Here is a 17,338-nt window from a genome sequence, read left to right as displayed (position 1 = left end):
CTTCTTCCGGGGGCTTTTTTTTGGACCGAATTCAGACAGGTTAAAATAGGTTAACGAGGAATAAAGAATGTTAGATAACTCACGCTTACGCATAGCTATTCAAAAATCAGGCCGTTTGAGCGACGATTCACGCGAACTGCTGGCCCGCTGCGGGATTAAAATTAACCTGCACACCCAGCGCCTGATTGCTCTGGCTGAAAACATGCCCATCGACATTCTGCGCGTGCGTGATGACGATATTCCCGGCCTGGTCATGGATGGCGTCGTTGACCTCGGCATTATCGGGGAAAACGTGCTGGAAGAAGAGCTGCTGACCCGCCGTGCGCAGGGCGAAGATCCGCGTTACTTCACACTGCGTCGTCTGGACTTCGGCGGCTGCCGCCTGTCGCTGGCTACGCCGGTTGACGAAGCGTGGGACGGCCCGGCCGCGCTGAACGGCAAACGTATTGCCACCTCTTACCCTCACCTGTTAAAGCGTTATCTCGACCAGAAAGGCGTGCAGTTTAAATCCTGCCTGCTGAACGGCTCCGTTGAAGTGGCGCCGCGTGCGGGTCTGGCGGACGCCATCTGTGACCTCGTCTCTACCGGCGCGACGCTGGAAGCCAACGGCCTGCGCGAAGTGGAAGTGATCTACCGCTCTAAAGCGTGCCTGATTCAGCGCGACGGCGAGATGGCCGACGCCAAGCAACAGCTGATCGACAAGCTGCTGACCCGTATTCAGGGCGTGATTCAGGCGCGTGAGTCCAAATACATCATGATGCACGCCCCAACCGAGCGTCTGGATGAAGTGATTGCCCTCCTGCCGGGCGCTGAGCGCCCAACCATCCTGCCGCTGGCGGGCGATCAGCAGCGCGTGGCGATGCACATGGTGAGCAGCGAAACCCTGTTCTGGGAAACCATGGAAAAACTGAAGGCGCTGGGCGCAAGCTCCATCCTGGTGCTGCCTATTGAGAAGATGATGGAGTAATGGCCATGAGCTTTAACACAATCATCGACTGGAATACGTGTAGCGACGCACAGCAGCGCGAGCTGCTGATGCGCCCGGCGATTTCCGCCTCAGAAAGCATCTCACGCACCGTGGCGGAGATCCTGAACAACGTAAAAGCCCGCGGCGATGACGCGCTGCGTGAATACAGCGCAAAGTTTGATAAGACGGAAGTCGGCGCATTACGGGTAACCGAGCAGGAAATCATTGAGGCCAGCAACCGTCTGGGTGACGACATCAAACAGGCGATGGCCGTCGCGGTGAAAAACATTGATACCTTCCACACCGCGCAAAAGCTGCAGACCGTGGATGTTGAAACCCTGCCCGGCGTGCGATGCCAGCAGGTCACGCGCCCGGTTGCATCCGTCGGCCTCTATATTCCCGGCGGCTCTGCCCCGCTTTTCTCCACCGTACTGATGCTGGCGACTCCCGCACGCATTGCCGGGTGTCAGAAAGTGGTGCTGTGCTCACCGCCACCGATTGCCGACGAGATCCTTTATGCGGCGAAGCTGTGCGGCGTGCAGGCGGTCTATAAAGTAGGCGGCGCGCAGGCGATTTCGGCCCTGGCATTCGGCACAGACTCCATTCCTAAGGTCGACAAAATTTTTGGTCCGGGCAATGCGTATGTAACCGAAGCCAAGCGCCAGGTCAGCCAGCGTCTGGACGGCGCGGCCATCGATATGCCTGCCGGCCCGTCTGAGGTACTGCTGATTGCCGACAGCGGCGCAACGCCGGACTTCGTCGCCTCCGACCTGCTTTCTCAGGCGGAACACGGCCCGGACTCGCAGGTCATCCTGCTGACGCCGGATGCCGATATGGCGAAGCGCGTGGGCGAAGCCGTGGAGCGCCAGCTTGCCGACCTGCCCCGCGCCGACACGGCACGTCAGGCGCTAGCGGCCAGCCGCCTGATTGTGGCGCGCGATCTGGATCAGTGTATTGCCATCTCCAACCAGTACGGCCCGGAGCACCTGATCATTCAGACCCGCAGCGCGCGCGATCTGGTTGACAGCATTACCAGCGCGGGCTCGGTGTTCCTCGGCGACTGGTCACCGGAGTCCGCGGGCGATTACGCCTCCGGCACCAACCACGTGCTGCCCACGTATGGCTACACCTCTACCTGTTCGAGCCTGGGCCTGGCGGATTTCCAGAAACGCATGACCGTGCAGGAGCTCTCCCGTGAAGGTTTTGCGTCACTGGCGTCTACTATTGAAACCCTGGCCGCCGCCGAGCGGCTGACCGCCCACAAAAATGCCGTTACGCTGCGCGTTGCAGCCCTGAAGGAGCAAGCATGAACATTGAAGAATTAGCCCGCGAAAATGTCCGTCGCCTGACGCCCTATCAGTCTGCGCGTCGTCTGGGCGGTAAAGGGGATGTCTGGCTGAACGCCAACGAATTCCCGACGGCGGTGCAGTTTGAACTGTCGCAGCAAACGTTGAACCGCTATCCGGAATGTCAGCCAAAGGCCGTTATTGAAAACTACGCGCAGTATGCTGGAGTGAAGCCGGAGCAGGTGCTGGTCAGCCGCGGCGCGGATGAGGGCATTGAACTGCTGATCCGCGCCTTCTGCGAGCCGGGCAAAGACGCGGTGATGTACTGCCAGCCTACCTACGGCATGTACAGCGTCAGCGCGGAAACCTTCGGCGTGGCGTGTCGCAACGTGCAGGCGCTGGAGAACTGGCAGCTGGATTTGCAGGGCATTGCCGACAATCTCGATGGCGTAAAAGTGGTGTTTGTCTGTAGCCCGAACAACCCGACCGGACAGATTATCAACCCGCAGGATATTCGCACCCTGCTGGAGATGACACGCGGTAAAGCCCTGGTGGTGGCCGACGAAGCCTACATCGAGTTCTGCCCGCAGGCGACGCTGGCAGGCTGGCTGGAAGAGTATCCGCACCTGGTGGTGCTGCGTACGCTGTCGAAGGCTTTCGCCCTTGCGGGTCTGCGCTGCGGATTCACCCTGGCGAATAAAGAGGTCATCGACCTGCTGCTGAAAGTGATCGCCCCGTACCCGCTCTCAACGCCGGTTGCCGATATTGCGGCACAGGCGCTGACGCCACAGGGGATCAACGCGATGCGCGAGCGCGTGGCGCAAATCCTGGAGGAACGTCAGTATCTGGTGACCGCCCTGAAGGATATCCCTTGCGTGGAGCAGGTATTCGACTCGGAAACTAACTACATCCTGGTGCGCTTCACCGCATCGAGTGCCGTATTTAAATCTTTATGGGATCAGGGCATTATCTTACGAGACCAGAATAAACAACCTTCTCTGAGCGGTTGCCTGCGCATTACCGTAGGCACCCGTGCAGAGAGCCAGCGCGTGATTGACGCCCTGAAAGCGGAGAAAGTATGACCCAGAAGATCCTTTTCATCGATCGTGACGGCACCCTTATTTCGGAGCCACCAGCCGATTTTCAGGTCGATCGATTCGACAAGCTGGCTTTTGAACCGGACGTGATCCCGGTGCTGCTCAAGCTGCAAAAAGCAGGCTTTAAGCTGGTAATGATCACCAACCAGGATGGTCTGGGTACCGACAGCTTCCCACAGGTGCACTTTGACGGCCCGCATAATCTGATGATGCAGGTGCTGACCTCTCAGGGCGTGGTATTTGATGAAGTGCTGATTTGCCCGCACATGCCAGCCGACGAGTGTGACTGCCGTAAGCCAAAGGTGAAGCTGGTAGAGCGCTACCTGGCTGAAGATGTGCTGGATAAAACCAACAGCTATGTTATCGGCGATCGCATCACCGATATTACGCTGGCGGAAAACATGGGCATCGCGGGGCTGCGCTACGACCGTAACAACCTTAACTGGGCGAAGATTGGCGAACAGCTGACAAAACGCGACCGCTATTCCCACGTTGAGCGCAACACCAAAGAGACGCAGATTGATGTGAAGGTCTGGCTGGACCGTGAAGGCGGCAGCAAGATCCACACCGGAGTCGGTTTCTTCGATCACATGCTGGACCAGATTGCCACCCACGGCGGTTTCCGCATGGAAATTACGGTAAAAGGCGATCTCTACATAGACGATCACCACACCGTGGAAGATACCGGCCTGGCGCTGGGTGAAGCCCTGAAGCTGGCGCTCGGCGACAAGCGCGGCATTAACCGTTTCGGCTTTGTCCTGCCGATGGACGAGTGTCTGGCGCGCTGCGCGATGGACATCTCCGGCCGTCCGCACCTGGAATACAAAGCTGATTTCACCTACCAGCGCGTGGGCGATCTGAGCACCGAAATGGTGGAGCACTTCTTCCGCTCCTTGTCCTACACCATGGGCCTGACGCTGCACCTGAAGACCAAGGGCAAGAACGACCACCACCGCGTGGAGAGTCTCTTCAAAGCCTTTGGCCGTACCCTGCGCCAGGCAATTCGCGTGGAAGGTGACGCCCTGCCTTCATCGAAAGGAGTGCTGTAATGAACGTGGTCATTCTGGATACCGGATGCGCCAACCTGAACTCCGTCAAATCGGCGATAGCGCGCCACGGCTATGAGCCGGTGGTAAGCCGTGACCCGGACGTGGTGCTGCGCGCCGACAAACTCTTTTTACCGGGCGTGGGCACCGCGCAGGCGGCGATGGATCAGATTCGCGAACGCGAGCTGGTCGACCTGATCAAAGCCTGTACCCAGCCGGTGCTAGGCATATGCCTGGGCATGCAGATCCTGGGCCGCCGCAGCGAAGAGAGCAACGGCGTTGACCTGCTGGGCATTATTGACGAAGACGTGCCGAAAATGTCCGACCACGGCCTGCCTCTGCCGCATATGGGCTGGAACCGCGTTTACGCCAAAGCGGGCGATCGGCTGTTTCGCGGCATCGAAGACGGCGCGTATTTTTACTTCGTGCACAGCTACGCCATGCCGGTGAACGTGAATACGATCGCCCAGTGCACCTACGGTGAGGCATTCACGGCGGCCGTACAGAAAGACAATTTCTTCGGCGTGCAGTTTCACCCGGAGCGCTCTGGCGCCGCGGGCGCGCAGCTGCTGAAAAACTTCCTGGAGATGTGATGATTATTCCCGCATTAGATTTAATTGACGGTACGGTTGTCCGTCTGCATCAGGGCGATTACGGCCAGCAGCGCGACTACGGAAACGACCCGCTGCCGCGTCTGCAGGATTATGCCGCCCAAGGTGCGCAGGTACTGCACCTCGTGGATTTGACGGGCGCGAAAGACCCGGCGAAACGCCAGATCCCGCTGCTTAAACAACTTGTTGCGGGTGTTGATGTTCCCGTCCAGGTCGGTGGCGGCGTGCGTACGGAAGATGACGTCGCGGCGCTGCTGGACGCTGGCGTGGCCCGCGTGGTGGTGGGTTCAACCGCCGTGAAAGATCCTGAGACCGTGAAAGGCTGGTTCCGCCGCTTTGGCGCCGATGCCCTGGTCCTGGCGCTGGACGTGCGTATTGATGAACAGGGTAATAAGCAGGTGGCCGTTAGCGGTTGGCAGGAAAATTCCGGCGTGACGCTGGAAGAGCTGGTCGATATCTATCTTCCCGTTGGTCTGAAGCACGTGTTGTGCACGGACATCTCCAGGGACGGAACGCTGGCGGGCTCCAACGTCTCGCTGTATGAAGAGGTCTGCGCGCGTTATCCGCAGGTAGCGTTCCAGTCGTCTGGCGGTATCGGTGATATAGAGGACGTGGCCGCGCTGCGCGGTACCGGTGTGCAGGGTGTGATTGTGGGCCGGGCCCTGCTGGAAGGTAAATTTACTGTGACGGAGGCGATTCAATGCTGGCAAAACGGATAATTCCTTGCCTGGACGTACGCGATGGTCAGGTCGTGAAAGGCGTGCAGTTCCGCAACCACGAGATCATTGGCGACATCGTCCCGCTGGCAAAACGCTATGCCGATGAAGGCGCCGACGAGCTGGTCTTTTACGACATCACCGCCTCCAGCGATGGCCGCGTGGTCGATAAAAGCTGGGTGGCACGCGTGGCGGAAGTGATCGACATTCCATTCTGCGTGGCGGGCGGGATTAAGTCCGCTGACGACGCCGCCAAAATTCTCTCGTTTGGCGCCGACAAGATTTCTATCAACTCCCCTGCCCTGGCCGACCCGGAGCTCATTACCCGCCTCGCCGATCGTTTTGGCGTGCAGTGTATTGTGGTTGGGATCGACACCTGGTATGACGCCGCAACGGGCAAGTACCACGTAAACCAGTACACCGGGGATGAAAGCCGCACGCGCGTGACGCAGTGGGAAACGCTCGACTGGGTGCAGGAAGTGCAGAAGCGTGGCGCGGGCGAGATTGTCCTCAACATGATGAACCAGGACGGCGTGCGTAACGGGTATGACCTCGGGCAGCTGAAAAAAGTCCGTGCGGTCTGCCACGTTCCGCTGATTGCCTCCGGCGGCGCGGGCACCATGGAACACTTCCTTGAAGCCTTCCGCGATGCGAACGTGGACGGCGCGCTGGCCGCGTCCGTGTTCCACAAACAGATTATTAATATTGGTGAGTTGAAAACGTACCTGGCCGACCAGGGCGTGGAGATCAGGGTATGTTAACAGAGCAACAACAGGCGCAGCTGGACTGGGAAAAAACTGACGGATTACTGCCGGTGGTTGTCCAGCATGCCGTCTCAGGCGAAGTGCTGATGCTGGGGTATATGAACCAGGACGCGCTGGCGAAAACGATCGACAGCGGCAAAGTGACCTTCTACTCGCGCACGAAACAGCGCCTGTGGACCAAAGGGGAAACCTCTGGCCATTTCCTGAATGTTGTGAGCATTACGCCAGACTGCGACAACGACACCCTGCTGGTGCTGGCAAACCCAATCGGCCCAACCTGCCATAAGGGCACCAGCAGCTGCTTCGGCGAGACGAGTCACCGGTGGTTGTTCCTGTATCAACTGGAACAGCTGCTGGCAGAGCGTAAAACGGCGGATCCTGAAAGTTCCTACACCGCGAAGCTGTACGCCAGCGGCACAAAGCGTATTGCACAGAAGGTGGGTGAAGAAGGCGTTGAAACCGCACTGGCCGCGACCGTACATGACCGCGATGAGCTGACGAATGAAGCGTCTGATTTGATGTACCACCTACTGGTTCTGCTGCAGGATCAGGAGTTGGATTTGACGGCCGTGATTGAAAATCTTCGCAAACGTCATAAATAAAAAAACCGGGGATTATCCCCGGTTTTTTTAATCTGCAAATCAGGCTTTGGGTTTGTAGTTGCGTAAGGCGTTACGGCTAAGCAGGACGCCCGAACCGACCATCGCGCCAAGCAACACGGCAAGGACCAAAATAACAGCTTTTTTCGGGCTGTCGCGACGGACTGGCAGATCAGGCTTCATGACGTAACGATAAACATGGATGGTGTCCGGGTTTACGTTCAGGTTTTGGATATCCAGCAGGTTTCGCTTGGTCTGGTAATAAGCCGTTGAGAAGACCAGGGGACGAGAAGCTTCATTGTCAATCATCGACTTCAGCCCCTCGCTTCCCAGCAGGAATAACGTCTCTTGAGTTACATCCTGTGTCTGCTGTAGCTGCGGAGAGGTAATTTTCGCTGCTTCGGCGTTCTTTAGTGCCTCTGCAATCTGTTTGATACGCAGATCTTTTTGCTCCTGAGCGACCTTCTCCTGGTTTTGCAGAGAATCATTAAGGGTCTTGATCTGCTGTTTGATGTTGTCCTTAAGGTCAACGGCCAGTTCTTTCGCAGTTTGCTCATCAACCTGCTGAATGTACTGCGCCAGCTGCTTCTGAGCCGCTTCTGCAGAGGTACTGGTGTAGGAAACACTTAGCGGTAGCGGCTGTGCAGTCGAGGTCGGAGCGATGGTCAGTTTTTCAGGTTCCTCCTGATTCTCAAGCGCCTGAGATAATGCCGAGAACGAAGAATTAAAACGGCCAATCGCGCGCGTTTGAATGTCGAGCATTGAGGGTGCAGCACTGCCATAGAGAATGTTCAATGCATTTGAATAGGCCGCTATCTGGGCAGCATCAGGCTGTGCAATAATCGCACTGGAGGTCCATTTCTCCTTTGCGACCGATAAATATCCAATTGCCAGGGCGATAAAAACAACAACAAAGGTTGCTATCATCCACTTCCCACGCCACAGTTGCAGCATTAAATCAAGTAAATCAATTTGCTCAGGGTCATTGCTTCTACTGACCTGGCTATTGTTGTTTTGTGTCATACAATCCCTAACAGATGAAAAAGGGCAAACAGAATGATGTCTGCTTAGTTTATCTGTTACTGGCGATTTTTCTATAAGAATCCGATGAGTTAAATCGGAAAGATGGGTTATGTAACTTCGACCCTTCGCGCTATCATAGACACCATGTGATGCGCTATGGCATCTGTAAGAAAAAGGTTTATGAGGGAAGCTATGAAATTTTTGGTCACGGGCGCTGCAGGTTTTATCGGTGCGAATGTCAGCAAACGCCTCCTTGAGGCCGGTCATCAGGTTGTTGGTATCGATAACCTCAATGAATACTACGATGTCAACCTGAAGCTGGCACGCCTGGAACTGTTAAAATCTGAGAGTTTCACCTTCCACAAGCTGGAATTAGCCGACCGCGAAGGTATGGCCAAGCTTTTCGCCAGTGAGAAATTTGATCGTGTCATTCACCTGGCCGCACAGGCAGGCGTACGCTACTCCCTGGAAAATCCGCACGCCTATGCAGATGCCAACCTTATCGGCCATCTCAATGTGCTGGAAGGCTGCCGCCATAATAACGTTCAGCATCTTCTGTATGCCTCATCCAGCTCCGTATATGGCCTCAACCGCAAGATGCCTTTCTCCACTGACGATTCCGTGGATCACCCGGTATCGCTCTATGCCGCGACCAAAAAAGCCAATGAACTGATGTCGCATACCTATTCGCATCTCTACAATCTGCCGACCACCGGCCTGCGCTTCTTCACAGTTTACGGTCCGTGGGGACGCCCGGACATGGCCCTGTTTAAGTTTACAAAGGCGATGATTGAGGGCAAAAGCATCGATGTCTATAACTACGGTAAGATGAAGCGCGACTTCACGTATATTGATGACATCGCTGAAGCAATTATTCGTCTGCAGAATGTTATTCCCCAGTCTGACATAAACTGGACCGTTGAGACCGGCTCCCCGGCAACCAGCTCAGCACCTTACCGGGTTTATAACATCGGTAACAGTTCGCCAGTAGAACTGATGGATTACATTACCGCCCTGGAAGACGCGCTGGGTAAAAAAGCAGAGAAAAACATGCTGCCTCTCCAGCCAGGCGACGTACTGGAAACCAGCGCAGACACTAAAGCACTGTATGACGTGATTGGTTTTAAACCGCAAACCTCAGTCAAAGACGGAGTAAAGAATTTCGTTGACTGGTATCGCGATTTCTACAAGGTCTGAAAATAAAAAACCCGGCAATTCAGCCGGGTTTTTTACAGGATAAAGCAGAGAATCAGTCGCTACCAAACAGATCGCGGGAATAAACCTTATCCGCTACATCAGCCAGCTCTTCCGCCATGCGGTTTGAAATGATGACATCGGCTTCTTTCTTAAAGGCATCCAGATCGCGGATCACCCGGGAATTGAAGAACTGATCGTCCGGCATGGCAGGCTCATAAATAACAACCTCAACCCCTTTCGCCTTAATGCGCTTCATGATCCCCTGAATGGAAGAGGCGCGGAAGTTATCGGAGCCACTCTTCATGATCAGACGGTACACACCAACAACTTTCGGTTGACGCGCAAGGATGGAGTCGGAGATGAAATCTTTACGAGTACGGTTAGCGTCAACAATCGCCGAAATGAGGTTATTCGGTACAGCCTGATAGTTTGCCAGCAGTTGCTTAGTGTCTTTTGGCAGGCAATAGCCGCCGTAGCCAAATGACGGGTTGTTGTAGTGGTTGCCAATGCGCGGGTCGAGACACACCCCTTCAATAATCTGGCGGGTATTCAGACCAAGACTTTCTGCGTAGCTGTCGAGCTCATTGAAATAAGCTACTCGCATTGCCAGGTAGGTATTCGCGAAGAGCTTAATCGCCTCAGCCTCAGTGGAGTCGGTAAACAACACCTGAATATCTTTCTTCACTGCGCCTTCCTGAAGCAGCGCAGCAAAGCGTTCAGCGCGCTCAGAACGTTCGCCAATAACGATACGCGAAGGATGCAGGTTATCGTAAAGCGCTCTCCCCTCACGCAGGAATTCCGGCGAGAAGAAGATATTATCAATACCGAATTTTTCTTTAATGGATTTGGTAAAACCGACAGGAATGGTCGATTTAATGACCATTACCGCATCAGGGTTGATCTCGATAACGTCTTTGATCACCGCCTCTACAGTTGAGGTGTTGAAGTAGTTGGTTTTAGGATCGTAGTCAGTAGGCGTGGCAATGATGACGTAATCCGCATCGCGGTATGCATCTTCTTTATCTGTCGTGGCGCGGAAATTCAGCGGTTTATTGCTGAGATAGTCCTGGATTTCTTTATCCACAATCGGCGATTTTTTCTGATTGAGCATATCCACTTTGGCCTGGACGATATCCAGCGCAACCACTTCATGATTCTGAGCAATCAGAATGCCGTTAGAAAGACCGACATACCCTGTTCCGGAGATTGTTATTTTCATTCGCTAATGACTTCTGTGAGTTAACTGTACTGATGGCCGCCAGACCATCGCGATAAACATAACTGTTGGGCTTTGTACCTCCTGGCAAACTGAGCTGTCAAGGCAAACCAGGAGTAATCACTACGAGCGGGGCGAGATTCAGACTACTTCGAATAACAGGCGACATTTTTTGCATAAAAAAACCCGGAGACAGGCTCCGGGTTTTGATTACAGCGAGTAAGTTAACTTATTCCATCCATTCAGTATGGAATACGCCTTCTTTATCGGTGCGTTTGTAAGTATGCGCACCAAAGTAGTCACGCTGGGCCTGAATCAGATTAGCAGGCAGAACGGCCGCACGGTAGCTGTCGTAGTAGGCTACTGCAGCAGAGAAGGTCGGAACCGGGATACCGTTCTGAACAGCGTAGGCAACCACGTCACGCAGCGCCTGCTGATATTCGTCCGCAATTTTCTTGAAGTACGGTGCCAGCAGCAGGTTGGCGATACCGGCGTTTTCAGCATAGGCATCAGTGATTTTCTGCAGGAACTGCGCACGAATAATGCAACCCGCACGGAAGATCTTCGCGATTTCACCGTAGTTCAGATCCCAGTTGTTCTCGTCTGACGCCGCACGCAGCTGAGAGAAGCCCTGCGCGTAAGAAACGATTTTACCCAGATACAGGGCACGACGCACTTTTTCAACAAATTCGGCTTTGTCACCCGCTGGTTTAGCCTGTGGGCCAGACAGCACTTTAGACGCCGCGACGCGCTGCTCTTTCAGGGAAGAGATGTAACGCGCGAAGACGGATTCGGTGATCAGAGACAGCGGTTCGCCCAGATCCAGAGAGCTCTGGCTGGTCCATTTACCGGTACCTTTGTTCGCAGCTTCATCCAGAATCACATCAACCAGGTATTTACCCTCTTCATCTTTTTTCGTGAAGATATCTTTGGTGATGTCGATCAGGTAGCTGTTCAGCTCGCCTTTGTTCCACTCGGTAAAGGTTTCAGCCAGCTCTTCATTAGAGAGGTTCAGACCGCCTTTCAGCAGGGAGTAAGCTTCGGCAATCAGCTGCATGTCGCCGTATTCGATGCCGTTGTGCACCATTTTCACATAGTGACCTGCACCGTCGGCACCGATATAGGTTACGCAAGGCTCACCATCTTCAGCCACGGCTGCAATTTTGGTCAGGATAGGCGCAACCAGTTCGTACGCATCTTTCTGGCCGCCAGGCATGATAGATGGGCCTTTCAGCGCGCCCTCTTCACCGCCGGAAACACCGGTACCGATGAAGTTGAAGCCTTCTGCGGACAGCTCACGGTTACGACGAATGGTGTCCTGGAAGAAGGTGTTACCGCCATCAATGATGATGTCACCTTTTTCGAGGTAAGGCTTCAGGGAGTCGATAGCGGCATCGGTACCTGCGCCAGCTTTCACCATTAACAGGATACGACGAGGCGTTTCCAGAGACTCAACGAACTCTTTCACAGTATAGAAAGGAACCAGTTTCTTGCCTGGATTCTCGGCAATGACTTCTTCGGTCTTATCACGGGAGCGGTTGAAAACGGAGACGGTATAACCACGGCTTTCGATGTTGAGCGCCAGGTTGCGCCCCATCACTGCCATACCGACAACGCCGATCTGTTGCTTGGACATTACATACTCCTGTCAGGTGTGGTCACCGCGACTTATGCGCGGCTTGAAATGTGGCTTAGATGTTAACTCAGGATCAAGGTATGGAGATAGCGGAAGATGCTTTTCAGGAAGCTATCGAACAAATGCTTTTGCAAAAGAAGGATCAAATGGCCCCTCTTTCACTTCCATCATGAGCGCTCGGGAGGACAAACATCTTACACTGTGTATGTCACCAGGGGAGAATTCCACGATTTTTACGCCGCTACTATCACCAGCCGTAAATTCTTTGATAACTTCGCCACTATCGCTGTGTAAACAGACCTGTATTTCGCCTTGCATGACAACAAACATTTCCCATTGATGAGAAAGTTCATGATAGTGGGGTTCTACAAAGCTGCCTTTAACTAAAGCAATTAACAACCGCTGTACTTTATCCTGATGGGAATCGTGCATCAAAAGGTGAGAACGCAGGCGCGTTGATTCCTCGGCTTGTTTATATAAATCTTCGAGTTGCTCATAATCAATTAGTCGCATTATATGCCTCCAGCCTCATTTCAATCGTCTGTGCCGCAGATTCGACAGAAAACTGCGCCTTCAATAATTGATTAGCTCCTCGTCCAAGCTCATGACGCATATTGATATCATTAAGCATTAGTAATGCTGACTGATAAAGTTTGTCATCCTCACCATTGATGTGAATGAATCCGGCATGATTTTGATTCACAATTTCGAGTAAATCATTACCAGCATTAACGCTTCCTAATATAGGCAAGGCCTGTACCATATAGCCCAATAGCTTGCCAGGGAAATTATGTGAGGAATGACAAGCTGAAAGCGAAAACAGGCCAACATCAACTTCCGAAAGAATATTTTTAAATTCTTCCTGATCTACAGAAGGCATATATGTGAAGTTTGTTAAAGACCACTCGGTAGCTAATTCGTTAATTAGTTCAACTTCATCACCTTGACCAACGAACAAGAAATGTGCCTGGGTATGGTCAGCCATACGACGAACCAAACGCATTAGATTGGCCATATCCTGTGCGTGACCAATATTTCCGCCATAGAAAAAAATAACCTTATTCTCAATGCCAAGCCGTTTTCGTACGGAAACATATCCCTGAGGAATTACAGCAGGCGTGAGTGATGCCCAATTTCGTAATACCTCACATGGATAACTTTTATTTGAAACTCTAAAAACATCAAGGTTTTTATCAGACATTAACCCAATTCGGTTTGCCTGCTGATAGGAGTATTTTTCAAAGAAGCGAAAATAACGTTCAATTAAAGAGCCTTCTTTGAGCATGCCAGCATCAATGACCCACTGAGGAAACATATCCCTCAAAATAAGATAGGCAGGACATTTACAGCGAGATTTTATTCTTTTCACTAACCCTCCCCAAAAAATGGAAGGCGAATAATAAACTACACCATCAAAAGTGTCTTTGTGTATCTGACTTTTGATCGCACTCCAGCCTCTAAAGGACAAAAGTGTTTCATTGATAGCACGCTGAGTTTTCGAAACATCCTTAAGTGGTCCACTTTTAAAGCGCCATGTTTTTACTCCTTGAAAGATGTCAAATGAGGCCTCTTTTTGCAAGGTGGTGTCAGGTGTGATAACTGTTACATCATGTCCACGTTGCATAAACTCCTGAGCCAACTCATGAAACATTTTTGCACCAACACGCGTACTATTGGGTAGATAATCATCTATGATTAAAGCTAGTTTCATTAATATTCTTTCCAGACGACTCTTTTGACGTAATCTGTATAAGAGTGAATAATCCTTACAACTTTATCAGAAACATTTGGCATACTGTAATCACTCACCTGCCGTAAAAGTCGTGTTTGCCCACGAGGCTGTGTTGCAAGGATATCCAGTGCCTGAAGTACACGTTCGCATTCCAGGCCTACCATCATAACGGATGCTTCTTCAAAACCCTCTGGACGCTCATGAGCTTCCCGAATATTAATAGCAGGGAAATTCATAATTGAAGATTCTTCCGTGATAGTTCCACTATCAGACAATACAGCGCGTGCATTTTTCTGAAGGTGATTGTAATCATGGAAACCTAAAGGCTTAAGCAAATGAATGTTTGAATGGAATTGAATTCCTTGTTCATTTATTCGGTTTCGTGTACGAGGGTGAGTGGAAACTATGACTGGCAAATTATACTTTTCAGCAATAGTGTTTAAAATTTCCGCCAGCTTGATTAGTTGCTTCGGAGAATCCACGTTTTCTTCTCTATGTGCACTTACAACGAAGAACTCTTCAGGACTAAGATTCAAGCGGGATAACACATCCGAACTATCAATTTGAGGCATATAGTATGAAAGCACTTCAAACATTGGACTGCCGGTTTTGATGATTCTGTCGGCCGGAATGCCCTCAGCCAGGAGGTATTCACGAGCAATATCACTATAGGTCATATTGATATCAGCAGTATGATCCACGATTCGTCGGTTAGTTTCTTCCGGAACACGTTGGTCGAAACAGCGGTTGCCCGCTTCCATATGGAAAATAGGTACTTTACGCCGCTTAGCGGGAATCGCTGAGATGCATGAATTTGTATCACCCAGAACTAGCATTGCTTCTGGTTTTTCAGATTCCAATACTTCATCAACTTTTATAATAACCTGACCAATCGTTTCCGCCGCGTTCTTCCCTGCAGCATTTAAGAAATAATCAGGTTTTCTAACACCAAGATCTTTGAAAAATACTTCATTCAACTCATAATCATAGTTCTGACCTGTATGAACAAGAATATGCTCACAGTGAATATCAAGCTTAGCTAACACACGTGACAACCGAATAATTTCCGGACGCGTTCCAACAACAGACATAACTTTTAATTTTTTCATTATAGCGGTCTCGCAATTGTATCTGGCACATCACGATTAAAAATTTCATTTGCCCAAAGCATAACTATTAACTCATCATCACCAATATTAGTAATGTCATGGGTCCATCCAGGTACCGTCTCAACAATTTCAAACTTCTCTGATGAAACGTTAATCTCATAACGTTCCCCGGTAATTACATGCTCGAATTTAAAACACGCACGCCCACGGATTACTAAAAATTTTTCATTTTTTGAGTGGTGATAATGGCCCCCACGTGTAATTCCAGGATGGGCCGTAAAAAATGAAAACTGACCCGCAGATGGCGTCTTTAACATTTCACAAAAGATGCCGCGAGCGTCCCCATAGGAGGGAATAGAATATGAAAATTCTTCAACGGGTAAATAACTTAACCAAGTCGAGTATAATGCACGAATGAAACCCGTACCTACATTTTCAGTAACTAACGTTGAACGACTTGATTTAAAGCGCTGGAGTAGTTCAGCAACTTCACCTACTGTTGTAGAATAAATGGGGCTAATACTTTTATATCCACTCTCGGATTTACCTTTAAGAAGTTCTAACGCTTCGCTACAAACATCATCAATGTAAACGAGATTAACTGCGGCATAGGGATCATTGACGGTAATATCCAGACCACGAGCTAAATTGTAGCAAAAAGTAGCGACAAAAGAGTTATAGTTTGGTTTACACCATTTGCCAAAAACATTAGGAAAACGATATATATAATATGATGCACCGCTAAGCGATGCATAACGTTCAATATGTTTTTCTGACGATGCTTTACTCAGACCATATGGATTATCTAATTCAGCCTGGATTGAGGAGCTGATCATTAGTGGAATTCTTTTGCCGTTAGCAATTAACAATTCAACTAACTTGGCTGTAAAATTGGAGTTACCTTCAATAAACTCACCATTTTGCAGTGGTCTATTTATCCCTGCAAGATGATAAACAAAATCTGCGTTTTTTACTGCATCTTCAAGGTCTTCTGCGGTTGAATGACGACCAATTTTAAATAATTGAGTATAACCAGCCTCTTGAAGCCGTAAGCATAAGTTACGGCCAATGAAGCCCTCAGCTCCGGTGATAAGAATCTTCATATTAGGAATCCAATTCGTATTGCTCGCCAGCACGTAATGCTCTAATAAAAGGAAGTTTAAGGAGCAGTGTTTTCATGCCCTCAACATCCAGTCGAGTTGTGTTATGAGAGTTATAATCTTCAATTTCAGAAATTCGACGATCGCCTTGCTCAACATATTTGCCATAATTAAGGTCGCGTAAATCAGGTGGTACTCGATAATAATCACCCATATCAATCGCTGCGATCATTTCTTCACGGCTAAGTAATGCCTCGTACAATTTTTCTCCGTGACGAGTCCCAATCACATTCACAGGATGGCTTTCAGCATTTAAGAGTTGTTTTAGAGCTATAGCCAAAGTATCTATGGTTGCAGCGGGTGCTTTTTGTACAAAAATATCGCCATTATTGCCATGTTCAAAAGCATAAAGCACTAAATCTACTGCATCCTCAAGTGTCATCATGAAGCGAGTCATGTTTGGATCGGTAATTGTAAGCGCTTTACCCGCTTTAATTAAATCAACAAAAAGCGGAATCACTGAACCCCGAGATGCCATTACGTTTCCATAGCGAGTACCACAAATCACCGTTTTTTCACTATTAACATTACGTGATTTTGCAACCATGACTTTTTCCATCATAGCTTTCGAAATACCCATAGCATTTATTGGGTAAACTGCTTTATCAGTACTTAGGCATACAATACGCTTGACTTCGTTTGCGATCGCCGCTTCAAGGACATTTTCTGTGCCTAACACATTAGTTTTGACTGCTTCCAAAGGATGGAATTCACAGGAAGGAACTTGCTTCAATGCTGCTGCGTGATAAATATAATCAACTCCTCTCGATGCGTTAAGCACACTTGAGTAGTCTCGCACATCTCCTATATAAAACTTCAGTTTCGGATTATTATATTTCTTACGCATGTCATCTTGTTTTTTCTCATCACGAGAAAAAATACGAATTTCGCGTATATCAGTTTCTAAAAAACGGTCAAGCACAGCATTACCAAAAGAACCTGTACCACCAGTTATCAACAACACCTTATTTTTAAACATATAATAACCCTATTTAAGTAACTCAAAAAATTGAGGCCACGATGAACGACTATCATTTTCAAACTTCTTATAATGATAATCAGAACCCTGTTGCAATGCAGTATGAATCTCTTGAGCCCAATCTATTTCACTGTTATAGTCCACAAAAATCGCCCCTTCGTATCCTGAAAGAACATCTCTGGAATAAGGTAGATCACTAC

Annotated in this window: 17 protein-coding genes, 1 pseudogene and 1 other annotated feature (1 of these 19 cut by a window edge); of the genes and pseudogenes, 9 read left to right on the top strand and 9 right to left on the bottom strand. The window is 50.4% G+C overall.

The window, feature by feature from the left end; genetic code table 11:
* Positions 1–22: a sequence feature (His leader region), on the top strand (it extends 102 nt beyond the left edge of the window).
* A 45-nt stretch (positions 23–67) separates the two neighbouring features.
* Genes hisG through hisIE form a run of 8 tightly spaced genes read left to right on the top strand, consistent with a single transcriptional unit; the run spans position 68 to position 7,089 of the window.
* Complete coding sequence (gene hisG / locus UTM25_RS00270) at positions 68–967, top strand: ATP phosphoribosyltransferase (protein WP_000886595.1); 900 nt, start codon at positions 68–70, stop codon at positions 965–967.
* Positions 968–972: 5 nt separating this feature from the next.
* Complete coding sequence (gene hisD, locus UTM25_RS00265) at positions 973–2,277, top strand: histidinol dehydrogenase (protein ID WP_194399594.1); 1,305 nt, start codon at positions 973–975, stop codon at positions 2,275–2,277.
* Complete coding sequence (hisC, locus tag UTM25_RS00260; RefSeq protein ID WP_032658765.1) at positions 2,274–3,335, top strand: histidinol-phosphate transaminase; 1,062 nt, start codon at positions 2,274–2,276, stop codon at positions 3,333–3,335. The genes hisD and hisC overlap by 4 nt, the downstream gene beginning before the upstream one ends.
* On the top strand, positions 3,332–4,399 hold the full coding sequence (hisB, locus tag UTM25_RS00255) for a bifunctional histidinol-phosphatase/imidazoleglycerol-phosphate dehydratase HisB (RefSeq protein WP_194399595.1): 1,068 nt from the start codon (positions 3,332–3,334) through the stop codon (positions 4,397–4,399). The genes hisC and hisB overlap by 4 nt, the downstream gene beginning before the upstream one ends.
* Positions 4,399–4,989: an imidazole glycerol phosphate synthase subunit HisH gene (hisH, locus tag UTM25_RS00250; protein ID WP_063441239.1), complete on the top strand. Its 591-nt coding sequence runs from the start codon at positions 4,399–4,401 to the stop codon at positions 4,987–4,989. Before hisB ends, hisH begins: the two co-directional genes overlap by 1 nt.
* A complete protein-coding gene (hisA, locus tag UTM25_RS00245; RefSeq protein WP_047647359.1) occupies positions 4,989–5,726 on the top strand; it encodes a 1-(5-phosphoribosyl)-5-[(5-phosphoribosylamino)methylideneamino]imidazole-4-carboxamide isomerase in 738 nt (245 codons plus the stop codon). The genes hisH and hisA overlap by 1 nt, the downstream gene beginning before the upstream one ends.
* A complete protein-coding gene (hisF, locus tag UTM25_RS00240) occupies positions 5,708–6,484 on the top strand; it encodes an imidazole glycerol phosphate synthase subunit HisF (protein ID WP_194399596.1) in 777 nt (258 codons plus the stop codon). Before hisA ends, hisF begins: the two co-directional genes overlap by 19 nt.
* Positions 6,478–7,089, top strand: coding sequence for a bifunctional phosphoribosyl-AMP cyclohydrolase/phosphoribosyl-ATP diphosphatase HisIE (gene hisIE / locus UTM25_RS00235; RefSeq protein ID WP_194399597.1), 612 nt, complete (start codon positions 6,478–6,480; stop codon positions 7,087–7,089). The genes hisF and hisIE overlap by 7 nt, the downstream gene beginning before the upstream one ends.
* A 39-nt stretch (positions 7,090–7,128) precedes the next feature.
* On the opposite strand, the gene wzzB is transcribed toward hisIE, so the two are convergent.
* A complete protein-coding gene (gene wzzB / locus UTM25_RS00230; RefSeq protein WP_194399598.1) occupies positions 7,129–8,109 on the bottom strand; it encodes an LPS O-antigen chain length determinant protein WzzB in 981 nt (326 codons plus the stop codon).
* A gap of 192 nt (positions 8,110–8,301) precedes the next feature.
* Between wzzB and UTM25_RS00225 the strand changes: the two genes are divergently transcribed.
* Complete coding sequence (locus UTM25_RS00225; RefSeq protein WP_194399599.1) at positions 8,302–9,306, top strand: NAD-dependent epimerase; 1,005 nt, start codon at positions 8,302–8,304, stop codon at positions 9,304–9,306.
* 52 nt (positions 9,307–9,358) lie between these two features.
* Here the strand turns inward: UTM25_RS00225 and ugd are convergent, their stop codons facing one another.
* From ugd to UTM25_RS00185, 8 genes and pseudogenes are all read right to left on the bottom strand, one after another.
* A complete protein-coding gene (gene ugd, locus UTM25_RS00220) occupies positions 9,359–10,525 on the bottom strand; it encodes a UDP-glucose 6-dehydrogenase (RefSeq protein ID WP_194399600.1) in 1,167 nt (388 codons plus the stop codon).
* 226 nt (positions 10,526–10,751) lie between these two features.
* Complete coding sequence (gndA, locus tag UTM25_RS00215; protein WP_024908082.1) at positions 10,752–12,158, bottom strand: NADP-dependent phosphogluconate dehydrogenase; 1,407 nt, start codon at positions 12,156–12,158, stop codon at positions 10,752–10,754.
* A gap of 111 nt (positions 12,159–12,269) precedes the next feature.
* Positions 12,270–12,671 carry a WbuC family cupin fold metalloprotein gene (locus UTM25_RS00210; RefSeq protein WP_194399601.1) on the bottom strand — a complete coding sequence of 134 codons (402 nt, stop codon included), beginning with the start codon at positions 12,669–12,671 and terminating at the stop codon, positions 12,270–12,272.
* Entirely contained in the window at positions 12,658–13,869 is a 1,212-nt protein-coding gene (locus tag UTM25_RS00205; protein ID WP_194399602.1) for a glycosyltransferase family 4 protein, read from the bottom strand. Before UTM25_RS00205 ends, UTM25_RS00210 begins: the two co-directional genes overlap by 14 nt.
* Positions 13,869–14,999 (bottom strand): non-hydrolyzing UDP-N-acetylglucosamine 2-epimerase, encoded by a 1,131-nt coding sequence (gene wecB, locus UTM25_RS00200; protein ID WP_126787443.1) that lies wholly within the window; start codon positions 14,997–14,999, stop codon positions 13,869–13,871. The genes UTM25_RS00205 and wecB overlap by 1 nt, the downstream gene beginning before the upstream one ends.
* The gene (gene wbjC / locus UTM25_RS00195; protein ID WP_194399603.1) at positions 14,999–16,102 is read right to left on the bottom strand and encodes a UDP-2-acetamido-2,6-beta-L-arabino-hexul-4-ose reductase; all 1,104 of its coding nucleotides are present in this window, start codon (positions 16,100–16,102) and stop codon (positions 14,999–15,001) included. The genes wecB and wbjC overlap by 1 nt, the downstream gene beginning before the upstream one ends.
* A 1-nt stretch (position 16,103) precedes the next feature.
* Positions 16,104–17,138, bottom strand: coding sequence for a UDP-N-acetylglucosamine 4,6-dehydratase/5-epimerase (fnlA, locus tag UTM25_RS00190; RefSeq protein WP_109845268.1), 1,035 nt, complete (start codon positions 17,136–17,138; stop codon positions 16,104–16,106).
* A gap of 9 nt (positions 17,139–17,147) precedes the next feature.
* Positions 17,148–17,338: pseudogene (locus tag UTM25_RS00185) on the bottom strand (glycosyltransferase family 1 protein); the annotation flags it as partial.

Origin of the sequence: Enterobacter sp. 61D5, assembly GCF_034107965.1 — a bacterium.
Taxonomy (GTDB): Bacteria; Pseudomonadota; Gammaproteobacteria; order Enterobacterales; family Enterobacteriaceae; genus Enterobacter; species Enterobacter cloacae_M.
Note: the sequence above shows the minus strand (reverse complement) of the source record. Positions and strands in the feature narration are given on the sequence as shown.